General features: G+C 72.2%; 23 protein-coding genes. 21 read left to right on the top strand and 2 right to left on the bottom strand.

What is annotated here, in order from left to right; all coding sequences use genetic code 11:
• Positions 1–170: 170 nt before the first annotated feature.
• The 6 genes from BLV76_RS21610 to BLV76_RS21585 all read left to right on the top strand — a co-directional run bounded on the left by BLV76_RS21610 (position 171) and on the right by BLV76_RS21585 (position 7,342).
• Complete coding sequence (locus tag BLV76_RS21610; protein WP_245734843.1) at positions 171–1,475, top strand: ammonium transporter; 1,305 nt, start codon at positions 171–173, stop codon at positions 1,473–1,475.
• A complete protein-coding gene (locus BLV76_RS21605) occupies positions 1,472–1,810 on the top strand; it encodes a P-II family nitrogen regulator (RefSeq protein ID WP_090972037.1) in 339 nt (112 codons plus the stop codon). The genes BLV76_RS21610 and BLV76_RS21605 overlap by 4 nt, the downstream gene beginning before the upstream one ends.
• Positions 1,811–1,847: 37 nt before the next feature.
• Positions 1,848–4,070 (top strand): [protein-PII] uridylyltransferase, encoded by a 2,223-nt coding sequence (locus BLV76_RS21600; RefSeq protein ID WP_090972036.1) that lies wholly within the window; start codon positions 1,848–1,850, stop codon positions 4,068–4,070.
• 98 nt (positions 4,071–4,168) lie between these two features.
• On the top strand, positions 4,169–5,737 hold the full coding sequence (gene ffh, locus BLV76_RS21595; protein ID WP_090972034.1) for a signal recognition particle protein: 1,569 nt from the start codon (positions 4,169–4,171) through the stop codon (positions 5,735–5,737).
• A gap of 14 nt (positions 5,738–5,751) precedes the next feature.
• Complete coding sequence (locus tag BLV76_RS21590) at positions 5,752–6,981, top strand: aminopeptidase (RefSeq protein ID WP_090972031.1); 1,230 nt, start codon at positions 5,752–5,754, stop codon at positions 6,979–6,981.
• A 1-nt stretch (position 6,982) separates the two neighbouring features.
• Positions 6,983–7,342 carry a hypothetical protein gene (locus BLV76_RS21585; RefSeq protein WP_090972029.1) on the top strand — a complete coding sequence of 120 codons (360 nt, stop codon included), beginning with the start codon at positions 6,983–6,985 and terminating at the stop codon, positions 7,340–7,342.
• 15 nt (positions 7,343–7,357) lie between these two features.
• Here BLV76_RS21585 and BLV76_RS21580 read toward each other — a convergent pair whose 3' ends face one another.
• Complete coding sequence (locus BLV76_RS21580; protein ID WP_090972027.1) at positions 7,358–8,545, bottom strand: ROK family transcriptional regulator; 1,188 nt, start codon at positions 8,543–8,545, stop codon at positions 7,358–7,360.
• A gap of 142 nt (positions 8,546–8,687) precedes the next feature.
• On the opposite strand from BLV76_RS21580, the gene BLV76_RS21575 reads away from it, so the two are divergent.
• Together BLV76_RS21575 and BLV76_RS21570 are read left to right on the top strand one after the other, a co-directional pair.
• The gene (locus BLV76_RS21575) at positions 8,688–10,727 is read left to right on the top strand and encodes a glycoside hydrolase family 3 protein (protein WP_090972025.1); all 2,040 of its coding nucleotides are present in this window, start codon (positions 8,688–8,690) and stop codon (positions 10,725–10,727) included.
• Positions 10,728–10,761: 34 nt separating this feature from the next.
• Positions 10,762–11,841, top strand: a complete 1,080-nt coding sequence (locus BLV76_RS21570; RefSeq protein ID WP_090972023.1) for an amidohydrolase family protein — start codon at positions 10,762–10,764, stop codon at positions 11,839–11,841.
• On the opposite strand, the gene BLV76_RS21565 is transcribed toward BLV76_RS21570, so the two are convergent.
• On the bottom strand, positions 11,825–12,706 hold the full coding sequence (locus tag BLV76_RS21565; RefSeq protein WP_090972021.1) for a VanW family protein: 882 nt from the start codon (positions 12,704–12,706) through the stop codon (positions 11,825–11,827). The two genes, BLV76_RS21570 and BLV76_RS21565, sit on opposite strands and share 17 nt — an antisense overlap.
• 74 nt (positions 12,707–12,780) lie before the next feature.
• Here BLV76_RS21565 and BLV76_RS21560 point away from each other — a divergent pair, with 74 nt between their 5' ends.
• The 13 genes from BLV76_RS21560 (at position 12,781) to BLV76_RS21500 (ending at position 23,053) form a co-directional block, all read left to right on the top strand.
• Entirely contained in the window at positions 12,781–13,443 is a 663-nt protein-coding gene (locus BLV76_RS21560) for a GNAT family N-acetyltransferase (protein WP_090972020.1), read from the top strand.
• A gap of 191 nt (positions 13,444–13,634) precedes the next feature.
• Complete coding sequence (rpsP, locus tag BLV76_RS21555) at positions 13,635–14,168, top strand: 30S ribosomal protein S16 (protein WP_090972018.1); 534 nt, start codon at positions 13,635–13,637, stop codon at positions 14,166–14,168.
• Between the two features lie 5 nt (positions 14,169–14,173).
• Positions 14,174–14,416 carry an RNA-binding protein gene (locus BLV76_RS21550; protein ID WP_090973096.1) on the top strand — a complete coding sequence of 81 codons (243 nt, stop codon included), beginning with the start codon at positions 14,174–14,176 and terminating at the stop codon, positions 14,414–14,416.
• A 90-nt stretch (positions 14,417–14,506) separates the two neighbouring features.
• Positions 14,507–15,088, top strand: a complete 582-nt coding sequence (rimM, locus tag BLV76_RS21545; protein WP_245734839.1) for a ribosome maturation factor RimM — start codon at positions 14,507–14,509, stop codon at positions 15,086–15,088.
• On the top strand, positions 15,085–16,260 hold the full coding sequence (trmD, locus tag BLV76_RS21540; protein ID WP_090972016.1) for a tRNA (guanosine(37)-N1)-methyltransferase TrmD: 1,176 nt from the start codon (positions 15,085–15,087) through the stop codon (positions 16,258–16,260). Before rimM ends, trmD begins: the two co-directional genes overlap by 4 nt.
• 217 nt (positions 16,261–16,477) lie before the next feature.
• Positions 16,478–16,828: a 50S ribosomal protein L19 gene (gene rplS, locus BLV76_RS21535; RefSeq protein WP_090972014.1), complete on the top strand. Its 351-nt coding sequence runs from the start codon at positions 16,478–16,480 to the stop codon at positions 16,826–16,828.
• A 48-nt stretch (positions 16,829–16,876) separates the two neighbouring features.
• The gene (lepB, locus tag BLV76_RS21530) at positions 16,877–17,695 is read left to right on the top strand and encodes a signal peptidase I (RefSeq protein ID WP_090972012.1); all 819 of its coding nucleotides are present in this window, start codon (positions 16,877–16,879) and stop codon (positions 17,693–17,695) included.
• Between the two features lie 29 nt (positions 17,696–17,724).
• A complete protein-coding gene (locus BLV76_RS21525; protein ID WP_175539826.1) occupies positions 17,725–18,450 on the top strand; it encodes a ribonuclease HII in 726 nt (241 codons plus the stop codon).
• Positions 18,447–18,755: a DUF2469 domain-containing protein gene (locus BLV76_RS21520; RefSeq protein WP_090972010.1), complete on the top strand. Its 309-nt coding sequence runs from the start codon at positions 18,447–18,449 to the stop codon at positions 18,753–18,755. The genes BLV76_RS21525 and BLV76_RS21520 overlap by 4 nt, the downstream gene beginning before the upstream one ends.
• Before the next feature lie 146 nt (positions 18,756–18,901).
• Positions 18,902–19,300: a YraN family protein gene (locus BLV76_RS21515; protein WP_245734837.1), complete on the top strand. Its 399-nt coding sequence runs from the start codon at positions 18,902–18,904 to the stop codon at positions 19,298–19,300.
• Positions 19,300–20,898, top strand: a complete 1,599-nt coding sequence (locus tag BLV76_RS21510; RefSeq protein WP_090972008.1) for a YifB family Mg chelatase-like AAA ATPase — start codon at positions 19,300–19,302, stop codon at positions 20,896–20,898. The genes BLV76_RS21515 and BLV76_RS21510 overlap by 1 nt, the downstream gene beginning before the upstream one ends.
• Complete coding sequence (gene dprA / locus BLV76_RS21505; RefSeq protein ID WP_139306663.1) at positions 20,895–22,070, top strand: DNA-processing protein DprA; 1,176 nt, start codon at positions 20,895–20,897, stop codon at positions 22,068–22,070. Before BLV76_RS21510 ends, dprA begins: the two co-directional genes overlap by 4 nt.
• Positions 22,071–22,153: 83 nt before the next feature.
• Positions 22,154–23,053, top strand: coding sequence for a tyrosine recombinase XerC (locus BLV76_RS21500; RefSeq protein WP_175539825.1), 900 nt, complete (start codon positions 22,154–22,156; stop codon positions 23,051–23,053).
• The last annotated feature ends 1 nt before the right edge of the window (position 23,054 follow it).

Below are 23,054 nucleotides of genomic sequence, written 5' to 3'. Positions count from 1 at the left end.
GTCCGTTCACACACCTGTAACACGAGGTGCCATTCCGTTGCCTGCCTGCAACATGACCCGTGACGTCGCGAAACCTCGCGCCCACAGGCTTCGGGCAACGCGTGAGCACCGTCATGACAACGCCGTCATGGGCACGGTGCCCACACCCACGCACGTTTCCTGGAGGTCCTGTGGACGGCTATTACGCCTTCATGCTGGTGGCGACTGCCTTCGTCCTGATGATGACGGTGCCCGCGCTGGCCCTGTTCTACGGCGGCATGTCGCGGTCGAAGTCCGTGCTCAACATGATGATGATGTCGTACATCGCAGCAGCGATCGTCGGCATCCTCTACGTCGCTGTCGGCTGGTCGATGGGCTTCGGCGGCGACGGCACCCTGTTCGCCAACCCCTTCGAGCTGCTCTGGCTCAAGGACGTCTCGACCGGTGACTACATCTTCGTGATGTTCCAGATGACCTTCGCGATCATCACCGTCGCGCTGATCAGCGGCGCGGTCGCCGACCGCATGAAGTTCTCCGCCTGGGTGCTCTTCGTCCCGGTGTGGGCGCTGGTCGTCTACTTCCCGATGGCCCACATGGTCTTCAGCTGCACCGACGACTCGCTCATCTGCGGCCGCATCGGCGCGCAGGACTACGCGGGTGGCACGGCCGTCCACATCAACGCCGGTGTCGCGGCCCTCGTCCTGGTCGTCCTGCTCGGCAAGCGCATCGGCTGGCCCAAGGAGCAGATGCGTCCGCACAACCTGACGCTCACCATGCTCGGCGCCGGCCTCCTCTGGATGGGCTGGTACGGCTTCAACGTCGGCTCGATCGTCTTCGGCGACGACCCGGAGACCCAGTTCCCGCTCGAGACCGGACGCACCTTCGCCAACACCACGCTCGCCACGATGGCCGCCATCCTCGGCTGGCTGCTCATCGAGCGGATGATCCACAAGAAGGCCACCTCGCTCGGCGCCGCCTCCGGCATCGTCGCGGGCCTCGTCGCGATCACCCCGGCCGCCGGTGCGGTCAACCTCTCCGGTGCCGTCGCCATCGGCCTCATCGCCGGTGCGGTCTGCGCCTGGGCCGTCGGCCTCAAGTACAAGCTCGGCTACGACGACTCGCTCGACGTGGTCGGCGTCCACCTGGTGGGTGGCATCGTGGGCACCGTGCTGATCGGTGTCTTCTCCACGGCCGAGGGCGCCGGTGGCGTCGACGGCCTGCTCTACGGTGGCGGCGCGGGTTCCCTGGTCGACCAGATCCTCGGTGTCCTCGTGGCCATCGTGTTCTCCGGCGTCCTGACCACCGTGATCGCGCTCGCCATCAAGTTCACGATCGGCCTCCGCCTCGACGAGGAGGACGAGGTCAACGGCATCGACCTCGCCGCCCACGGCGAGTCGGCGTACGACCTGCACAGCGGCACCAGCGGCGGCTCGTCCAGCGTCCTCGCTGCAGCCACCGCGAAGCCCGCCACCACCACTGAAGGAGCGAAGGCATGAAGCTCGTGACCGCGGTCATCAAGCCGCACAAGTGGGAGGACGTCCGCGAGGCGCTGGAGACCTTCGGCGTCGCCGGCATGACGGTCTCCGAGGTCAGCGGCTACGGCCGCCAGAAGGGCCACACCGAGGTCTACCGCGGTGCCGAGTACGACATCGCGCTGGTCCCCAAGATCCGGATCGAGATCGTCATCGACGACGCCGACGCGGAGGACGTGGTCGGCATCATCGTGAAGACCGCGCAGACGGGTCGGATCGGTGACGGCAAGGTCTGGGTCAGCCCGGTCGAGACCGTCGTCCGTGTCCGCACCGGCGAGCAGGACGCGTCGGCTCTCTGATGGCACTCCCTCTCGGGAACGCCGATGCGGACCCCGCATGACCGCAGCACAGCGACAGACCAGGGCCACCGTGGCCGACGAGCTCTGCCGGGAGGCATACGCTGCCTCCTCCGGGCCCGTCGCCGGGGTGGCCCTGGTCGCCGTCGGTGGCTACGGGCGGGGTGAGCTCGCCCCGCACTCCGACCTCGACGTGGTGCTCGTCCACGAGGACGACGTCGAGATCGGCGAGCTCGGCAGCACGCTCTGGTATCCGCTCTGGGACTCGGGCCGGCGGCTCGACCACTCGGTGCGCTCGATGGGCGAGATGCTCGACGCCGCCGCCGACCTACGGGTCGCGCTCGGCCTCCTCGACGCCCGTCACCTCGCCGGCGACCCCGGGCTGAGCCTGCGCCTGCGCACCACGATGCTGGCCGACTGGCGGCGCCAGGCGCGCACCCGGCTGCCCGACCTCAAGGCGATGACGCACAAGCGGCACGAGGTGACCGGCGAGCTGGCCCACGCCTCGGTGCCCGACGTCAAGGAGTCCGAGGGCGGGCTGCGCGACGCCAGCGTGCTCAAGGCGATCGAGGCGAGCTGGCTCGTCGACGCCTCGACGCCGGCGCTCGAGGCGGCCCGGCTGATGCTCCTCGACGTCCGCGACGAGGTGCAGGACCTCGCCGGGCGCCCCAGTGACCGGATCGCGCCGGAGATGTGGGCGCCGCTCGCCGAGCGCCTCGGCCTCGCCGGCGCCGAGGCCGCGCAGCGCCACGTGCGCTCCCTCGGCCGCCGGATCGGGCACCTGTCGCGCCTGGCGTGGCGGCGCACGGACGCCGTGACGGGCCGCAGCGCGAGCGACAAGGGGCGTCGTACGCCGGCCCTGTCCCGCGTCGCGCCCGGCATCGCCCTCTCCCGCGGGGAGGTCGTCCTCGACAAGGGCACCTCGCCCGGCGACGACCCGACCCTGCTGCTGCGCGCCGCCGCCGAGGCCGCGAGCCGCGACGCCGTGCTCGCCCCGACCACGGCCGCACGGCTGGTTCGGGAGGGTGCCGAGCTTCCGGTCCCGTGGCCGGCCAGCGCGCGCAACGCCCTCGTCCGCCTGCTCGCGAGCGGCCCCGGCCTGCTGCCGGTCTGGGAGACCCTGGACGAGATCGACGGCATCGAGACCTTCCTCCCCGAGTGGGAGCAGATCCGGCTGCTGCCGCACGCCTCGGCGATCCACCGCTTCACCGTCGACCGGCACGTCGTCGAGACCTGCGCAGCTGCGGGCTCGCTGATCCGCACGGTGCGGCGCCCGGACCTGCTGCTCGTCGCCGCCCTGCTGCACGACATCGGCAAGGGCTCGCTCCAGGACCACTCGGTCGCCGGTGAGCCGATGGCCCGCAAGATCGTCACCCGCATGGGGTTCACCGACCTCGACGCCGAGGTGGTCGCCTCGCTGGTGCGCTGGCACCTCCTGCTCGCCAACCTCGCCACCACGCGCGACCCCGACGACCCGGCCACGACGGCCGAGCTGCTCACCCACGTGCCCGACGCCGCCAGCCTCGAGCTGCTCCGCGCGCTCACCGAGGCCGACTCCCGCGCCGCCTCGGCGGCGGCCTGGACGACGTGGCGCGCCTCGCTCATCGACCGGCTCGTGTCCAACGCCGGCCACGCCCTCGGGGCGGAGCTCACCCACGACCTCCCGCCCACGTCGCTGCCCGTGCCCGACGTCGTACGACGCGACGCGGGCGCGGTCGCGGTCGACATCTCCCCGCACGAGGTCGGCGCGACCGTCACGGTGATCGCCGCCGACCGGGTCGGGCTCCTCGCCGACGTGGCCGGGGGACTGGCCGCCATGCGGGTGCCGGTCCACGCCGCGCGTGCCTGGGCCCAGGTCGACGCCGAGGGGGAGTGGGGCGTCAGCGCGTGGGAGGTGTCCGACGCCTACCTCGACCCGGCGATCGTCCGTGAGCGGATCCGGCGCGTCGTCGAGGGCACCCAGCGGATGCCCGACCTCCCGGCCCGGCGCGACGACGAGCTGCCGCCGATCGTCGAGGTCCGCCCCGACGCCTCGCGCGCCTCGCTCGTGCTCGAGATCCGCACCTCCGACCGGCCGGGGGTGGTGCACCGCGTGCTCACCACGCTCGCCGGCCTGGGGCTCACCGTCGCCTCGGCGCACGTCTCCACGCTCGGCCCCCAGGCCGTCGACGTGTTCTACGTGCAGGAGGTCGGCGGGGTGCGCCCCACCGAAGAACGTGCCGCGGCGGCCGCACACGCCGTGCGCACCGCCCTCGGCGGCTGAGCCACGGGAGTGTCTCGGCCGTCGAGGAAGGCTGGTCGGGCCTCGACGGTTAGGCTGGGCAGTCGCCACACCCATCGATGCGAGGGACAGCCCACACCGTGTTCGCCACACTCTCCGACCGCCTTGCCGACACCTTCAAGAACCTCCGGGGCAAGGGTCGGCTCTCCGAGGCCGACATCGACGCCACCGCGCGCGAGATCCGCATCGCGCTGCTCGAGGCCGACGTCGCGCTGCCGGTCGTCAAGGAGTTCGTCAACGCGGTGAAGGAGCGGGCCCGCACCGACGAGGTCAGCGGCGCCCTCAACCCCGCGCAGCAGATCATCAAGATCGTCCACGAGGAGCTCGTGACGATCCTCGGCGGCGAGACCCGCCGGCTGCGCTATGCCAAGTCCGGGCCGACCGTCATCATGCTGGCCGGCCTCCAGGGTGCCGGCAAGACGACCCTGGCCGCCAAGCTCGCGCTCTGGTTGAAGGACCAGGACAAGACGCCGATGCTCGTCGCGGCCGACCTGCAGCGCCCCAACGCGGTCCAGCAGCTCCAGGTCAACGGCGAGCGGGTCGGCGTGCCCGTGTTCGCCCCCGAGCCCGGCAACGGCACGGGCAACCCGGTCGACGTCGCACGGGCGTCGATCGAGGAGGCGAAGCGCAAGCTCCACGACGTCGTCATCATCGACACCGCGGGCCGCCTCGGTGTCGACGAGACGCTCATGCAGCAGGCCAAGGACATCCGCGACGCGGTCCAGCCCGACGAGGTGCTCTTCGTCGTCGACGCCATGATCGGCCAGGACGCCGTCACGACGGCGCAGGCGTTCCTCGACGGTGTCGGCTACGACGGCGTGGTGCTCACCAAGCTCGACGGTGACGCCCGCGGTGGTGCCGCCCTGTCGATCCGCCAGATCACCGGCAAGCCGGTCATGTTCGCCTCCAGCGGCGAGAAGATGACCGACTTCGACCTCTTCCACCCCGACCGGATGGCCTCGCGCATCCTCGACATGGGCGACATGCTCACCCTGATCGAGCAGGCCGAGAAGGCGTTCGACTCCGACCAGGCGATGAAGGCCGCGGAGAAGCTCGGCACCAAGGGCGGCTTCACCCTGGAGGACTTCCTCCAGCAGATGCAGCAGATCCGCAAGCTCGGCTCGATGACCAAGATCATGGGGATGCTGCCGGGCATGGGGCAGTTCCGCGACCAGCTCGAGAACTTCGACGAGAAGGAGATCGACCGGCTCCAGGCGATCATCCAGTCGATGACGCCGGCCGAGCGCGACAACCCGAAGATCATCGACGGCTCGCGCCGCGCCCGCATCGCCAAGGGCTCCGGCCGCCAGGTCTCCGACGTCAACCAGCTCGTCGACCGATTCTTCGAGGCGCGCAAGATGATGGAGTCGATGGCGCGTGGCGGCGGGATGCCGGGCATGCCCGGGCTGCCGGGCGCGGGCGGTGGCAAGCGCTCCGGCGCCCGCCAGCAGGCGCAGTCCAAGGGCAAGAAGGGCAAGCGCGTCTCCGGCAACCCGGCCAAGGCGGCCCAGCAGAAGGCAGCCCAGGACGCGGCGGCCAAGGAGAAGACCGGCAACCCCTTCGGCAACCCCGACGGCGCCGACATCGACTACGAGAAGGCCGCCGAGCAGCTCAACCTCCCGAAGGACTTCTCGCAGTTCCTGAAATAGCGTTGGCTGGGTCCATGACCGAACCGTTCGACCACCTCCTGGAGAAGTACGCCCGCCTCGTCGTCCGGGTCGGGGTCAACGTCCAGCCCGGGCAGGAAGTCGTCATCGGGGCCCTGCCGGAGCAGGCCGACGCAGCCCGTGCGATCGCCGAGGAGGCCTACCGGGTCGGCGCGTCCCGGGTGAGCATCGAGTACGGCGACCCCCACGTGACGCGGGCCGCCGTCGAGCACGGTCCCGAGGAGGCCCTCGGCTCCGTGCAGGAGCACCAGCTCGTGCAGGCCCGTGCGTGGCACGAGACCCGGCCGGCGATGATCAACCTCTCCGGCAACCCCCATCCCACGCTGATGGACGGGCTCGACCCGGCCCGGCTGGCGAAGTCGGCACCGATCGAGCTCATCCAGGAGCTGATGCCGCTCACGACGACCAACAAGGTGGCCTGGACCGTGGTCGGCGCGCCGACCAAGGGGTGGGCCGACAGCGTCGGGGTCGCCGACCTCGCCACGCTGTGGGACGCCGTGGCCACCTCCATGCGGCTCGACCAGGCCGACCCGGTCGCCGCCTGGCAGGCCCACGTGGCCAAGCTCGGCGCCCGCGCGGCCGTCCTCAACGGCCACCGGTTCGACCGGATCCGCTACCGCGGACCCGGCACCGACCTCACCCTCGGCCTCACCCCGCAGTCGCGGTGGGTGGGCGGCTCGGTCGAGAACGCCGCGGGCGTGGAGTTCGTGCCCAACATGCCCACCGAGGAGGTGTTCGTCTCCCCGGACTGGCGCCGCGTCGAGGGCCACGTGCAGACCTCGGCCCCGTTCTTCCTCGCCTCGATGGGCGCGCTGGTGGAGGATCTCGCCCTGGAGATCTCCGACGGCACGATCACCGGGGCGACCGCGGCACGCGGCGAGGAGGCCGTGCGCGCCCAGTTCGAGCTCATCCCCCGCTCGAGGCACTTCGGCGAGGTCGCGATCGTCGACAAGGACTCCGCCGTCGCGACGACCGGCCTCGTCTACAAGAACATGCTCTTCGACGAGAACGTCGGCTCCCACATCGCGTGGGGCAACGGCTACACCATCGGCATGGACGGCTCGCTCGACCGCACGCCCGAGCAGCGCATCGACGACGGCCTCAACCAGTCCAACACCCACGTCGACATCGTGATCGGCAGCCCCGAGGTGCAGATCGACGGCATCCACGCCGACGGCAGCGTCGTGCCCGTGACCCGCGGCGACGAGTTCGTGCTGCAGGACTGACGTGAGCACGCTCATCGTCGACGGCGCCAACGTCGTCGGGTCGGTCCCCGACGGCTGGTGGAAGGACCGCGCCGGTGCCGCGCGCCGCCTCCACGAGCGGCTCCTCGTGGCCGACACGTCCTACGACGAGATCGTGCTGGTGCTGGAGGGCGGGGCGAAGGCCGGCGTGAAGGCGGGCCGCGACGCGCACGTGCGCACCGTCCACGCACCGCGCGACGGCGACAGCGCCATCCGCGAGCAGGCGAGGCAGGCGCTCGCCGTCGGCGGCCGGGTCGTCGTGGTGACGGCCGACCGGATGCTCGCCGCCAACGTCTCGCCGGCCCAGGTGCTCAGCCCGTCGTGGCTGCTGGACCAGCTCTAGCCGGGCCGGGCGTGGTCAGTCACCCGCCGTCACCATCGCCACGGCCATCGTCACCGCTCCCATGATCTCCGCGCGCTCGCGCAGCTGTCCGGAGGTGACCTCGACCGCCTCCGCGGTCGCCGGCTGGGCGTAGCGGTCGACCGCGTGCCGCACGCCCCGGATGACCGAGCCGGAGCTGCCGAGGGGGCCGCCGATGACGATCATCGACGGGTTGAGGTGGTTGCAGAGGTCGGCCAGCGCGCGGCCGATCGTGGTGCCGGCGTCGGACAGCACTCGGCGTACGCCGGCGTCGCGGGCCTCGTCGAGCGCGAGCAACCGCGGGAGCGTCAGCTCCTCGTCGTGCGCGGGCTGGAGGGAGGCGAGCAGCTGCCGGGCCGAGACCCGGGTCTCGAGGCAGCCCCGGTTGCCGCAGCGGCACACGTCGCCGTCCTCGCCGATCTGCACGTGCCCGAGCTCGCCGGCCATGCCGGTCGCACCACGGTGCACCCGGCCGCCGAGCACCAGCCCGGAGCCGACCCCGCTGGCGAGCTTGACGTAGACCACGTCCTGGTGCCCGTGGGCCGCGCCGTGCCGGACCTCGGCGAGCGCACCGAGGTTGGCGTCGTTGTCCACGATCACCGGCGCCTGGATGCGCTGCTCGAGCTCGCGGGCGGGATTCACCCCGCGCCAGCCCGGCAGGATCCCGGTGCTCACCATGCTCGTCTCGCGGTCGATCGGCGCGGGCACGCACATCCCTGCGGCATGCACGTCGTCCGGGTCGAGGCCGGCGGCCGCGAGCGTCTCGCGGATCATCGTCGCCGCCACGTCGAGCGTGGACGGGCCGGCGGTGTCGACGTCGAAGCGGCGTACGTCCTCGGCGAGCACGCCGCCCGTCGGCCCGGCAGCAGCCACCCGGACGTGCCCGTGCCCGATGTCGACGCCCACCACCCCGCCCGGGGGCGTGGCGAGCTCGACCAGCACCGGCGGACGCCCGGAGCCGCCCTTGTGCGGGCGGCCGGTCGTCGTCTCGCGCACCTGGCCGCCGGCGATCATCTCGTTGACCAGGCTCGACACCGTGGTCGCCGACAGGCCGCTTGCGCGGGCGAGCTCGGCGCGGCTCTGCGGCCCGTCCGTGACGAGGTGGCCGAGGATCAGCCGACGGTTCGCGCGACGCAGGTCCTCCAGCGAACCACCGCGGGCCCGAGCGGGCGGGGGAGTCGGCACGAGCGCTCTTTTCTGCGGGAAGCGGATGAAAGTTCGGCGTGCGGGCCGGCATTCGACATTGACGCGCACGATAGCGGGTTCCTACGTTCGATTGTGACGGGCGTCACTCGACGCTCTCGACCTCGGGTAAGGGAGCACCGCCATGCCACGACCACGCCTCACCGATCGCACCAGCAGTCGCAGATCCGGCCACCGGCCCGGCCGGGCCGCCGTCGGCGCCCTCGCGGCCGCCGCCCTCTCCGCCGGCCTCCTCGCCGCGGTGACGGCCCCCTCCGGCGCCGACGTGCAGGAGACGTCCGCGGCGCCCACCGACGCGGCGTACCGCAACGCGAGGCTCCCGGTCGAGAAGCGGGTCCGCGACCTGCTCGGCCGGATGACGCTCGCCGAGAAGATCGGCCAGATGACGCAGGCCGAGCGGATCGACGTCGACGCCGACACCTCGCTCATCACCACCAACGGCCTCGGCAGCATCCTGTCCGGCGGCGGATCCACCCCCACGCCGAACACCGCGGAGGCCTGGGCCGACATGGTCGACCGCTACCAGCAGGCGGCGCTCGACAGCCGTCTCGGCATCCCGCTGCTCTACGGCGTGGACTCCGTTCACGGGCACGGCAACCTGGTGGGCGCCACGATCTTCCCGCACAACATCGGCCTCGGCGCCACCCGTGACCCCGGGCTCGTCGAGCGGGCCGCGGAGATCACCGCCGAGGAGACCCGTGCCTCCGGCCCGCAGTGGGCCTTCGCCCCGTGCCTGTGCGTCGCCCGCGACGACCGGTGGGGCCGCACCTACGAGTCCTTCGGTGAGGACCCGGACCTGGTGACCCGGATGACCACCGCGATCCGCGGCCTCCAGGGCAGGCCGGGCCAGCTCGACGACCCGACCCACGTGCTGGCCTCGGCCAAGCACTTCGCCGGCGACGGGCTCACGTCCTACGACGAGGAGGCCGTCGGCACCGGCGCCTACCCCATCGACCAGGGCATCACCGAGGTCGACCACGCGACGTTCGACGAGCTCGCGCTCGCGCCCTACTGGCCGGCGATCCGCAAGTACGACGTCGGGTCGGTCATGCCGTCGTACTCCAGCGTCGACTGGACCGAGGACGGCCTGGGCAACCCGACCAAGATGCACGCCAGCGAGGAGCTGCTCACCGGCGTGCTGAAGGGCGACATGCGCTTCGACGGCATCGTCATCTCCGACTGGCGCGCGATCCGGCAGCTGCCCGGTGACTACCGCGCGCAGGTCAAGGCGTCCGTGCTCGCCGGGGTCGACATGTTCATGGAGCCGATCCAGGCCCCGAACAACCCGTCGGGCTGGGACGAGTTCATCCCGACCCTGACCGACCTCGTCGACAGCGGTGAGGTCCCGGTCTCCCGGATCGACGACGCGGTGACCCGGATCCTGACCAAGAAGTTCGAGCTCGGTCTCTTCGAGCACCCCTTCACCGACCGCACGCACCTCGACGAGATCGGCAGCGCCCAGCACCGGAAGGTCGCTCGCGAGGCCGTCGCGAAGTCGCAGGTGCTGCTCAAGAACGAGCGCAAGGCCGTGCCGCTGGCACGCAGGAAGCCGGTCTACGTCGCCGGCGCCAAGGCCGACAGCATCGGCGACCAGGCCGGTGGCTGGACCGTCACGTGGCAGGGCGGCTCGACCAACCAGGTCCCCGGCAACACGATCCTCGACGGGGTGCGCGGCGAGGCCACGCGCGTGACGTGGAGCGCCGACGGCTCCGCGCCGGTGCCGAAGAACGCGTCCGCGGTCGTCGTGGTCGGCGAGACGCCCTACGCCGAGGGCTTTGGTGACGTCGGCGGCCCCCAGTGGGCCTACGACCCGGCCGACAACGGCACGCCGCGCCCGGCGCAGACCATGGAGCTGTCGCAGTCCGACCAGGACCTGGTCCGCACGGTCTGCACGAAGGTCGAGACGTGCGTCGTGGTCCTGCTGTCGGGCCGCCCGCTCGTGATCGAGCCGTCGCTCCTCTCGCAGGTCGACGCGCTGCAGGCCGCCTGGCTGCCCGGCAGCCAGGGTGAGGGCGTGACCGACGTGCTGTTCGGCCGCACGCCCTACACCGGCAAGCTGCCGGTGAGCTGGCCCCGCAGCGTCGCGCAGGAGCCGATCAACGTCGGTGACGCCGACTACGACCCGCTGTTCCGCTACGGCTGGGGCCTGCGCGCCAAGCGCTGACCCGCCACAGCCGGTCGTCCCCTAGGGTCGGGCCATGCGAGCCCAGCGCTTCCATGGCCCGGCCCTGCCCGACGGCGAGGTGGTCGACCTCTACGTCGTCGACGGGAGGATCACCTACGAGCCGCAGCCCGGCGCAGACACGGTCGCCGCGGGCTGGATCGTCCCGGGACTCGTCGACGCCCACTGCCACCTCGGCCTCGACGACTTCGGCGCCACCGACGACGAGGCGACCGAGCAGCAGGCGATCGACGATCGCGACGGGGGAGCGCTGCTCATCCGCGACGCCGGCTCGGCTGCCGACACGCGCTGGATCCACGACCGCGACGACCTGCCTCGGCTGATCCGCTGCGGACGCCACATCGCCGCCACCAGGCGCTACATCCGCGGCTACGCCCACGAGGTCGAGCCCGCCGACCTGGCGTCGTACGCCGCCCAGGAGGCCCGCAACGGCGACGGCTGGATCAAGCTGGTCGGCGACTGGATCTCGCGCGAGGAGGGCGACCTCGCCCCGTCGTTCCCGGCGCAGGCGTTCAAGGACGCCATCGACGCAGCCCACGCCGAGGGCGCGAAGGTCACCGCCCACTGCTTCGGCCACGGCGTCCTGCCGGGCCTGATCGAGGCGGGCATCGACTGCATCGAGCACGGCACCGGCCTCACCGAGGACGTCATCGACGCGATGGTCGCGCACGGCACCCGGCTGGTCCCGACCGTGATGCAGCTCGACAAGTTCCCCGAGCACGCGGCCGCCGGGCAGGAGCGCTTCCCCGCCTACGCCGCCACGATGACCGACCTCTACGCCCGGATGCCGGCCACGATCATGGCCGCCCACGAGGCGGGCGTGCCGATCTACGCCGGCTCCGACGGCGGCGGGATCAGCCGCCACGGCAACATCGCCGGCGAGGTCGAGGCGCTGGTGCGGATCGGGATGTCGGCCCACGACGCCCTGGGCGCCGCCAGCTGGCGCGCGCGGGAGTGGCTCGGTGCCGACGGGCTCGAGGAGGGCGCCTCGGCGGACTTCGTCGTCTACGACCGCAACCCGGTCGACGACCTGTCCGTGCTGCGTACGCCGTCCGCGATCGTGCTCCGCGGACAGCAGGTCAGTCCACGTCGATGACCTCGACGCCCGGTGCGGGCTCGTAGACGACCAGCGCGCAGTTGGTCTTCAGCAGCTCCTCGCCGACCTGGTCGCCCGTGCGGCGGTCGATCACCCGCCGCCAGACCTGGTTGCGGCGGAAGACCTGGCCGTCGCGCCGCAGGAACTGCTCCCCGCGGGCCTCGACCTTGTAGGACCGGGCCGGGCGCCGGTCGGTGCGCAGCTGGCCGTGCAGGTAGCGGTCGCCCACCCACGTCCGGAGCTGGAAGGGCTGGTCGGTGTCGTTGCGGACCACGAGGTCGACGTAGTTGTAGACGATCGAGCAGCCGACGCCCCACGGCAGCACCCGGCCCTTGTCGGGGAACGGGTCGAAGGAGTGCTCCGAGCGCTCGACCACGGTCAGAGGCGAGTGCAGCACCATCCAGTGCACGAGGTTGGCGATCTGGCAGATGCCGCCGCCGACGCCCGCCTCGGCCTCGCCGTTGGAGAGCTTCATCCCGTCGACGTAGCCCTTGCGCCTCGTGCAGTTGCCGACGACGCGGTTGAAGGAGAAGGTCTCGCCCGGCGCGATCACGATGCCGTCGATGCGGCGTGCCGCGAGCCGCAGGTTGGTCACCTTGTTGTGCTGCAGGTGCATCTGGTCGGCCGACAGCTCGCGCAGCAGCAGCGAGCCGTGCTGCTTGAGCCGCACCGGCAGGTCGTCGGTGGTGTGGTGGGACGCCCAGACGACGCGCCCCGACCACGCGTCGCGCACCCACTGCGTACGCCGTCTCGCCCGGTGCGCCGCCATCGCCGCGGGCAGCAGCCAGGGGTGCCGCTGGGTCAGGCGCGGGGGAGCGGTGAGCCGGGCCGGCAGCTCCAGCGGCTCGACGTGGACGGTCGTCATGCCCGTAGGACGCCGTGGCGCGACGGTCGGTTGCGCCGAAACCGGTTTGTGGTCGGCACGGCCGACGGGATGGGATGGCCTGCGTGAGCAGCCTCGTCGACCTCTACCCGCCCTTCGGCCTCCACGTGGTCGCCGGTCCGCTCGAGCTGCGCGGGCTGACCGACGACCTGCTGCTCGAGCTGTGCGACCTGGCCGAGCGCGGCATCCACGACCCCGGGGCGATGCCGTTCTTCTTCCCGTGGACCGACGCGCCCGCCGGGCAGCTGTCCCGCAACACCGCGGCCTACCACTGGGGCAAGCGCTCGACCTTCTCGCCCGACGACTTCGCCCTCGACCTCGCGGTGCTGCTCGACGGCAGGGTCGTCGGAGCGCAGGGCGTGGCGGCGAGCAACTTCCCGGTCACCCGCACCGGTGAGACCGGCTCGTGGCTGGGGCGGGAGTTCCAGGGGCGCGGCCTCGGCACCGAGATGCGGCGCGCCTTCTGCGCGCTGCTCTTCGACCACCTCGGCTTCGAGGAGATCACCTCCGCGGCGTTCGTCGACAACCCCGCCTCGCTCGGCGTCTCCCGCAAGGTCGGCTACGTGCCCACCGCCGTGCGGAGGCTGGAGCGCCGCGAGGGAGAGCTGGCGCTCAACCAGGGCCTCGTGCTGACGCCGGAGGCCTTCGTGCGAGGCACCCCGATCGAGGTCACCGGGGCGGCTGCGGTGCGCTCCTTCATCGGGCTCGACGACGCCTGACCGGGCCGGCGGCGCCTGCCCGGGTGCCGGATTGGTCGCACGGGTGCGGTGTCTGGCAGAATCTTCCCTCGTGTCCTGCGCGCCCGGACCCTCTCATCCGAGCGACGCAGAGCCCTTCGAGTGACCAGACCCGGTGACCCCACCTGGCGAAGGTCCCTCACCACGACAATTTCTGAGGAGACACCACAAACGTGGCCGTCAAGATTCGCTTGAAGCGCCTGGGCAAGATCCGGGTGCCGCAGTACCGCATCGTCGTCGTCGACTCGCGCAAGAAGCGCGACGGCAAGGTCCTCGAGGAGATCGGCAAGTACCACCCGAAGGAGGACCCGTCCTACATCGACGTCGTCTCCGACCGGGCGCAGTACTGGCTCGGCGTCGGCGCCCAGCCGTCCGAGGCCGTCGAGGCGATCCTCAAGGTGACCGGCGACTGGCAGAAGTTCAAGGGCCTGCCGGGCACCGAGGGCACCCTCAAGGTGAAGGAGCCCAAGCGCGCCAAGCTCGACATCTTCAACGAGGCCCTCAAGGAGGCCGCCTCGGAGCCCAAGGGCGCCGCGACGACCTCCAAGAAGAAGGCCGAGAAGAAGACCGAGGAGCCTGCCGCCGAGGCCCCCGCCGCCGAGGCCCCCGCCACGGTTCCCGCCGACGAGACCCCCGAGGTCGCTGCCGAGGCCGCTGAGGCTGCCGAGACCGTGACCGCCGAGGACGCCGGCAAGAGCGAGGCGTGACCGACGTGCTGGCCGAGGCACTCGAGCACCTGGTGCGCGGCATCGTCGACCACCCCGACGACGTCACCGTCCGCGACAAGCAGCTGCGTCGTGGCTCGATCCTCGAGGTCCGGGTCCACCCCGACGACCTCGGCAAGGTGATCGGCCGCAACGGCCGCACCGCGACCGCCTTCCGCACCGTCGTCTCGGCCCTCGCCGGCCGTGGCGGTGCGCGGGTCGACTTCGTGGACACCGACCGCCGCCGCTGAGCACTGCACCGTCCGACGGGCGCCACCCCACCGGGGTGGCGCCCGTCGTGCATTTCCGGGTGAGCCCGGGGGCGGCGATAACCTCACCCGGTGAGTGAGGACATCGAGGTCGTGGTCGGCCGCATCGGCAAGCCCCACGGCATCCGCGGCGAGGTCACCCTCGACGTACGCACCGACGAGCCCGACCGACGTTTCGCCCCCGGTACGACGCTGCGCGCGCAGGCCCCGGCCGGTGCGGACCGCCGTCCCACGGCCCTCACCGTCGCGCGCGCCCGCTGGCACCAGAGCACGCTGCTGGTCACCTTCGAGGAGCTCGGCGACCGCAACGCCGCCGAGGCCGCGCGGGGCACCGTCCTCCACGCCACCCTCGCCCACGACGAGGTCCCCGACGACCCGGACGAGTACTACGACCACCAGCTCGTCGGGCTGGCCGTCGTCGACGTCGACAACACCCCGCTGGGCACGGTGAAGGCGCTGGTCCACGGCTCGGCCCAGGACCTGCTGACCGTCCGGACCACCGACGGCCGCGACGCGCTCGTGCCGTTCGTGAGCGCGCTGGTGCCCGAGGTCGACCTCGGGGCCGGCCGCGTGGTCGTCGCCGACCGACCGGGCCTCGTCTCGCCCTTCCCGGACGAGCGCAGCGCCGACGGCGTCACGGAGGACGAGGCGTGAGGATCGACGTCGTCACGATCTTCCCCGACTACCTCGCCCCGCTCGAGCTCAGCCTGCCGGGCAAGGCGCGCGACAAGGGCCTGCTCGACGTCGCCGTGCACGACCTGCGGCGGTGGACGACGGATCGCCACCACACCGTCGACGACACGCCCTACGGGGGCGGTGCCGGCATGGTGATGAAGCCCGAGCCGTGGGGGCAGGCCCTCGACGAGGTGGCGCAGGGCGCCACCATCATCTTCACCACGCCCAGCGGCGAGCCGTTCACCCAGCGCACCGCGGAGGAGCTCAGCACCCACGAGCACCTCGTCTTCGCGTGCGGGCGCTACGAGGGCATCGACCAGCGGGTGGTCGAGCACGCGGCCACGATCGGCACCGTGCGGGAGATCAGCCTCGGTGACTACGTCCTCAACGGCGGCGAGGTCGCCGCGCTCGCGATCACCGAGGCGGTCGTGCGGCTGCTGCCCGGGTTCATGGGCAACGCCGAGTCGCTCGTCGAGGAGTCGCACGCGGACGGCCTCCTGGAGTACCCCGTCTACACCAAGCCCGCCTCGTGGCAGGGCCGCGACGTCCCCGACGTGCTGCTCTCGGGCGACCACGGCCGGATCGCCGCGTGGCGTCGCGCGCAGGCCGAGGCGCGCACAGCGGAGCGCCGGCCCGACCTGCTGCCGCGCACCGGCGTGGTCGCGGGCCTCGACGACCTCGACGTACGTCCCGCCGTGCCAGCCGACGCGGGCGAGGTCTTCACCCTGCAGAAGGCCTGCTGGCTCCAGGAGATGGAGGCCAACCCGGGCGTGGAGATCCCGGCGCTGCGCGAGTCGCTCGACGACGTACGACGCGGGCTGGGGGAGTGGACCGTCATGGTCGCTCGCGAGCCGTCGACCGGGCGCCTGGTCGGCGCCGTGCGCGGACGGGTGGATCACGGGGAGTGGGACATCGGCCGCATCATGGTGGCGCCCGACCTCCAGGGACGCGGGCTGGGTCGGGCCCTCCTCGAGCTCGTCCAGGAGCTCGCGCCCGACGACGTCGAGACCTTCGTCCTCTTCACGGGTGCGGCGTCGATCGACAACCAGCGGATGTACAAGAAGGCCGGCTTCCGGATGCGGCCGGACCGCAAGGCGCCTCCCGGAGCCGTCGTGCTCACCAAGAAGGTCCAGCGTCGGATTTCACCCTGACGGCACGCTCTGGCAGACTTCGTCCCTGGTCTGCTCGTGACCAGGGTCGCCCGGACGCACCGATGGTGCACCGCCCCGGGGTCCCGCCGAACCGCACCTGCCACAGGGGGCGCGCCGGCCCGGTCTCCCCGAGCTCAGACAGGCACGACCACCACCCGATCACCACCCGATCACCACCTATGTCCGCGGCTGACCTGTGGCACTCGCGAGGAGCATCATGAGCAACGTCATCGCCGACCTCGGCAACTCCCTCAAGCGCGACGACGTCCCGGACTTCCGCGCCGGTGACAACGTCAAGGTCCACGTGAAGGTCATCGAGGGCAGCCGCTCGCGTGTCCAGATCTTCCAGGGCGTCGTGATCCGCGTCCACGGCTCGGGCATCGGCCGCACCTTCACCGTCCGCAAGGTCTCCTTCGGCGTCGGCGTCGAGCGCACCTTCCCGGTCAACTCCCCGATCTTCGAGAAGATCGAGGTCGTGACCCGCGGTGACGTCCGCCGCGCCAAGCTCTACTACCTGCGCAACCTCCGCGGCAAGGCCGCGAAGATCAAGGAGCGCCGCGAGTTCTGATCCCGGCCCTTTCCAGTGGAGCGACCAGACACTGGTTAGTCTCTGCGGGTGACTTCCGATGACCGCGGTTCCTCGTCCCTCTCGATGGACGAGGAACCGCGGTCTTCGCGTTCCGGCGGCACCGGGGACGGCCGCAAGGCCGGCAAGGCGAAGCGCAAGCAGCTTCCGCTGTGGCAGGAGACGATCCTGCTGCTCGGCGTCGCGCTCGTGCTCGCGATCGTCATCAAGACCTTCTTCGTCCAGGCCTTCTACATCCCGTCGGAGTCGATGGAGCCGGGCCTGATCCTCAACGACCGGATCCTCATCCAGAAGGTCTCCTACTGGGGCGGGGGCGAGCCCGAGCGGGGCGACGTCGTCGTGTTCAAGGACCCGGGCGGCTGGCTGCCCCCGGAGGACTCCGCCGGACCCACCAACCCCGTCGCCCAGGTTATGGCCAAGATCGGGCTCTACCCGACGGGCGGCCACCTCGTGAAGCGCGTCATCGGCGTCGCGGGCGACACGATCGAGTGCTGTGACGACCAGGGCCGGCTGATGGTCAACGGCAAGGCGATCGACGAGACCGCCTTCGTGCGCCGCGGCACCGGCAAGTGCGACGGACCGATGCCCACCGACGGCAGGTGCGACGAGGAGTGGAAGACCGGTCCGATCCCCGAGGGCCACATCTTCGTGATGGGCGACAACCGCTCCCGCTCGGCCGACTCCTCGCAGAAGATGTGCCGCCCCGACGAGACCGAGTGCGTGCCGGGCGACGAGTTCGTCCCCGTCGACCTCGTCGTCGGCAAGGTCTTCGTCCTGCTCTGGCCCGCCGACCGGTTCCGCTGGAACACCCGCCCGGACGTGTTCGAGGACATCCCGGACCCGTCGTGACGCTCCCGCCCCAACCCGTGCCGGGCGGCGTGACCGTACGCCGTGACGCCGGGATCTACGGCTACGAGCGCGCCCTGCGCCGGGCGGGTCTCGATCCCATCGCCGGGGTCGACGAGGCGGGTCGCGGCGCCTGCGCCGGTCCCCTCGTGGCCGGCGCGGTCGTGCTGCCTCCCGGCAAGGCCGGCATCGTTCCCGGCCTCGCCGACAGCAAGCTGCTCACCGAGGCCGCGCGCGAGCGCGTCTACACCCAGGTCGTGCGCCGCGCCCTCGCGTGGTCGGTCGTGGTCATCGACAACGACGAGTGCGACCGGCTCGGGATGCACGTGGCCAACCTCGAGGCGCTGCGGCGGGCCGTGGCCCGGCTCGCGACGCGGCCGTCGTACGTCCTCACCGACGGGTTCCCCGTCGACGGCCTCGGCGTGCCCGGCCTCGCGGTGTGGAAGGGCGACCGCGTCGCCGCCTGCATCGCCGCGGCGTCGGTGATCGCCAAGGTGACGCGCGACCGGCTGATGGTCGCGATGGACGGCGACTGGCCGGCCTACGACTTCAAGACCCACAAGGGCTACATCACCGACGTCCACGAGGCGGCGCTGGCCGAGCACGGTCCCTCGCCGGTGCACCGGATGCGCTTCGTCAACGTCCGGCGCGCCGCGGGCCTCGAGCCGGTGCCCGAGGTGGAGCCGGCCACTAGTGTCGGCGCAGGAGCAGACGGCACTGGGCTCGATCGGCACGACGGCACGGAGGAGGGCGCATGAGCGCGGAGGATCTCGAGAAGTACGAGACCGAGATGGAGCTCACCCTCTATCGCGAGTACCGCGACGTCGTCGGCATCTTCAAGTACGTCGTGGAGACCGACCGCCGCTTCTACCTCTGCAACCAGGTCGACGTGAAGGCGCGCTCGGAGAGCGGGGACGTCTTCTTCGAGGTGTCGATGACCGACGCCTGGGTCTGGGACATGTACCGCCCCGCCCGCTTCGCCAAGAACGTGAAGGTGCTGACGTTCAAGGACGTCAACGTCGAGGAGCTCGCGCCGCAGGAGATCGACCCCCTCAAGGACTGACCCGGCCGCGTTCGCGGGCCACTTTCCGTCCACAGGCGACCCGTTCCGACCGCTCTCCACAGGCGGTACGACGACCCGGTCCGCGCCGTCGGTGGACCGCGGTGTGCTGGTGCTTCCCGATCCAGCACCTCCGGAAGGCCAGCGCCGTGACCCGACCGACCGCACCACCCGTCGTCCCTGATCCGTTGGCCGAGCACAACCGTCGCCTCGGCCGCCGGGGCGAGGCCATCGCCGCGCGCCACCTGAGCGGGCTCGGGATGGTCGTGCTCGACCGCAACTGGCGCTGCGACGCGGGCGAGATCGACCTCGTCCTGCGCGACGGCCGGGTGCTGGTGATCTGTGAGGTGAAGACCCGCACCTCGACCGACTTCGGCGCGCCCCTCGAGGCGATCGACCGGCGCAAGGCCGACCGGCTGCGACGCCTGGGCGCCCGCTGGCTCCGGGTCCACGACTGCCACCCCGACGACGTGCGCGTCGACCTGGTCGGGGTGCTAGCGCCGCGCGGTGGCCCGGTCGAGATCGAGCACGTCGAGGGGGCCGGCTGATGGCGTTCTCGACAGCGCGCTCATTGGCGCTCAAGGGGGCGGACGGCCACGTCATCGACGTCCAGGTCGACGTGTCGCCCGGCGTGCCCGGCACCGCGATCATCGGCCGGGTCGACAAGGGCTTGTCCGAGGCCCGCGACCGGGTGCGGATGGCGATCAACAACGACTGCGGCCGGTGGCCGGCCACCAAGCGGGTCACGATCCTGCTCGCGCCGGCCGACCTGCCCAAGGGCGGCACCCACTACGACGTGGCCATCGCGGTCGCGGTGCTGGCCGCCGACAAGCAGCACCAGGACCTCCAGCCCGAGCACCTCGCCGGGTGGGCGTTCATCGGGGAGCTGTCGGTCTCCGGTGGGCTGCGCCCCGTGCCGGGCATCCTGCCGATGGTCATCGCGGCCGCTGCGCACGGCATCGACCGGGTCTTCGTCCCGGAGCCGCAGGCAGCCGAGGCAGCGCTCGTGCCCGGCATGACCGTCTTCGGTGTCCGCTCCCTGGCCCAGGTCTCGGCCGTGCTCCGCGACGTCGAGGTGCCCGAGGCCGACCCGGTGGTCGCACCGTCCGCCAGCCCGCTCGCCACCTGGCGAGGGGAGGACCGGCTGGCCGAGCTCGACCTCGCCGACCTCGACGGCCTGGACGACGTCCGCTACGCGGTCGAGGTCGCCGCGGCGGGCGGGCACCCGACGATGCTCATCGGACCGCGCGGGACCGGCAAGACGTCCGTCGCCGAGCGGATCCCGTCGATCCTGCCCGACCTCACCACCGAGCAGGCGCTCGAGGTGACCGCCCTCCACTCCGTCGCCGGCACCCTGCCCGAGGGCAGCGGGCTGCTCCATCGGCCGCCGTGGTTCGCCCCGCACCACTCCGCGACCGCCGCGAGCGTGCTCGGTGGCGGCACCGGGCGGGTGCGGCCGGGGCAGGTGAGCCTGGCCCACCACGGCGTGCTGTTCCTCGACGAGTTCCCGCACTTCCGCGCGGACGTGATCGAGGCGATGCGCCAGCCGATGGAGTCGGGGGAGGTGACCATCGCCCGCGGCGAGGAGTCCGCGACCTACCCGGCGCGCTCGCTCGTGGTGCTCGCGGCCAACCCCTGCCCGTGCGGCAACTTCCACGGCCTGTCCGGTGGCGGCTGCGACTGCACCGAGCAGCAGCGCGCCCACTACCGGCGCAAGCTCACCGGACCGATCCTCGACCGCGTCGACATCTGGATGGAGGTGCGGCCCCAGGAACACCGCCGCTCGACGTTCCTCCCCGAGCCGGAGACCTCCGCCGACGTCCGCCTCCGCGTGGCCGAGGCCCGCCTGCGGCAGGCTCGCCGCTACCGCCACTGCCCCTGGCTGCTCAACGCCTCGTGCCCCGGCCCGGTCCTGGCGGAGCACTGGCCGCTGGAGCCCGACGGCCAGCGCCTCGTCGACGAGGCGCTCTCCGCGGGCACCCTCACCCGGCGTGGCATGACCCGCGTCCAGCGCCTCGCGTGGACGGTCGCCGACTGCGCCGGCGTCGATTGCCCGGGCGTGCGCGAGGCCGACATCGCCCTCACCCTGAGGTCCGACGACTCCTCGCGCTCGCTCCCCGCCCACGTCGTCCGGATGGCGTCGTGAGCGCCGCACACCTGCGGTCGGGGTCGCCGGTGGGAGACCCGGCGCACCCGGTCCCGGAGGCGGACCGGCTCGCCCGGGTGGCGTTGAGCTGTGCGGTCGAGCCGGGCGACGGCACGACCTCGGCGCTCGTGCTCGCGATGGGAGCCGAGCGCGCGCTGGAGAAGTCCCTGTCCGCAGGCCCGGGCGACGTCGGCGAGATGCTGGCGCAGCGACTGGCCGAGGTCGACCCCGCCCGCCAGCTCGACCAGGCCGCGCGGTGCGGCATCCGGTTCCTGGTGCCGGGCGACCCCGAGTGGCCGACCGGCCTCGACGCGCTCGACGACTGCATCACCGCCGACGGGTTCGGCGGCACGCCACCCGGGTTGTGGGTGAGGGGGCCGATGCCGCTCACCGAGCTCGCGACCTCCGTGGCCGTGGTCGGCTCGCGCGCTGCCTCCGTCTACGGCGTCGAGATGACGCGGTCGGTCTGTGAGCACCTCGCGCTCGCCGGTGTGCCGGTGGTGTCGGGCGGTGCGCTGGGGATCGACTTCGAGGCGCACGACGCGACCCTCTCGGCCGACGGCGTCACCGCAGCGGTGCTGGCCTGCGGCGTCGACCGGGTCTATCCCGCCCAGAACCGGCTCCTCCTCCAGCACCTCGCGGCCGAGTTCGCCGTCGTGTCCGAGCAGCCGCCCGGGTCGGCGCCGACGCGTCCCCGGTTCCTGGCCCGCAACCGGCTGATCGCCGCGATGACCGCCGGCACGGTCGTGGTCGAGGCCGCCCTGCGCAGCGGCGCCCTCAACACGGCCGGCTGGGCCGAGAGCCTCAGCCGCCGGGTGATGTGCGTGCCGGGACCCGTCACGAGCTACACCTCGAAGGGCGTCAACAACTTCCTGCGCGAGGGTCGCGGCACGGTGGTGACCCACGGCGCCGAGGTCCTCGAGCAGGTCGGTGCGGCGGGGGAGCACCTCCTCGATCCGCCGCGCGGCGAGTCGCGTCCGCGCGACGACCTCACGCCGACCGAGCGGCAGGTCGTGGAGTGGGTGCCCGTGAGCGAGCCGGCGCCCGTCGACTCGATCGCACGGCGGTGCGGGCTCCCGCTCCGCACGACGCAGGGTGCGCTGCGCCGGCTCGAGGCGAAGGAGTTCGTCCGCCAGACCGACGAGGGGTGGCGCCTCGTGCCTGACGGATGACGGCCCTCCGGCCCTCTACGCTCGGTCGGGTGAGTGAGGCAGCGAGCGACCCGGGTCCTCCGGAGGCGGGTCTGTCCGAGCCGATGGTCCGGCTGCTGGGTGACTACGAGCGTCACCTCGTCTCCGAGCGCGACCTCGCCCCGCACACGGTGCGCGCCTACCTCGGCGACGTCTCGTGCCTCCTCGACCACTGCGGCCGGCTCGGGATCCACGACGTCGCCGAGCTCGACCTCCGCACCCTGCGCAGCTGGTTGGCGAAGATGCAGACCACCGGCCGGAGCCGTACGACGATCGCGCGCCGCGCCACGGCAGCCCGGGTCTTCACCGCGTGGCTGCACCGCACCGGCCGCATCCCGACCGACCCGGGCGCGGCGCTGGGCTCGCCGAAGAAGCACAAGACCCTGCCGCCGGTGCTGCGGGCCGACGAGGCGGAGGCGCTGATCCGCTCGGCGGCCGACCTGGCCGACGACGGCACCCCCGTCGGCATTCGTGACGTCGCGATGCTCGAGCTGCTCTACGCCACCGGGATCCGGGTGGGTGAGCTCGTCGGCCTCGATGTCGACGACATCGACGACGGCCGCCGCGTGGTCCGGGTGCTCGGCAAGGGACGCAAGGAGCGGTCGGTGCCCTACGGCACCCCGGCCGGCCGCGCGCTCGACCGCTGGCTGGACGTCGGGCGGCCCGGCCTGCGGGTCGAGGGGTCCGGTCCGGCGCTCTTCCTCGGCGTCCGCGGGAGGCGGATCGACCAGCGGGCCGTCCGCGACCTCGTCCACCGCCGGATCGCCGACGTCCCCGGCGCCCCCGACATCGGACCGCACGGCCTGCGCCACACCGCTGCCACCCACCTGCTCGAGGGCGGCGCCGACCTCCGCTCGGTCCAGGAGCTCCTCGGTCACGCCTCGCTCGCGACCACGCAGCTCTACACCCACGTCACCACCGACCGGCTCCGCAAGGCCTACCAGCAGGCCCACCCCCGGGCGTGAC

Origin of the sequence: Nocardioides exalbidus, assembly GCF_900105585.1 — a bacterium.
Lineage (GTDB): Bacteria > Actinomycetota > Actinomycetes > Propionibacteriales > Nocardioidaceae > Nocardioides > Nocardioides exalbidus.
Note: the sequence above shows the minus strand (reverse complement) of the source record. Positions and strands in the feature narration are given on the sequence as shown.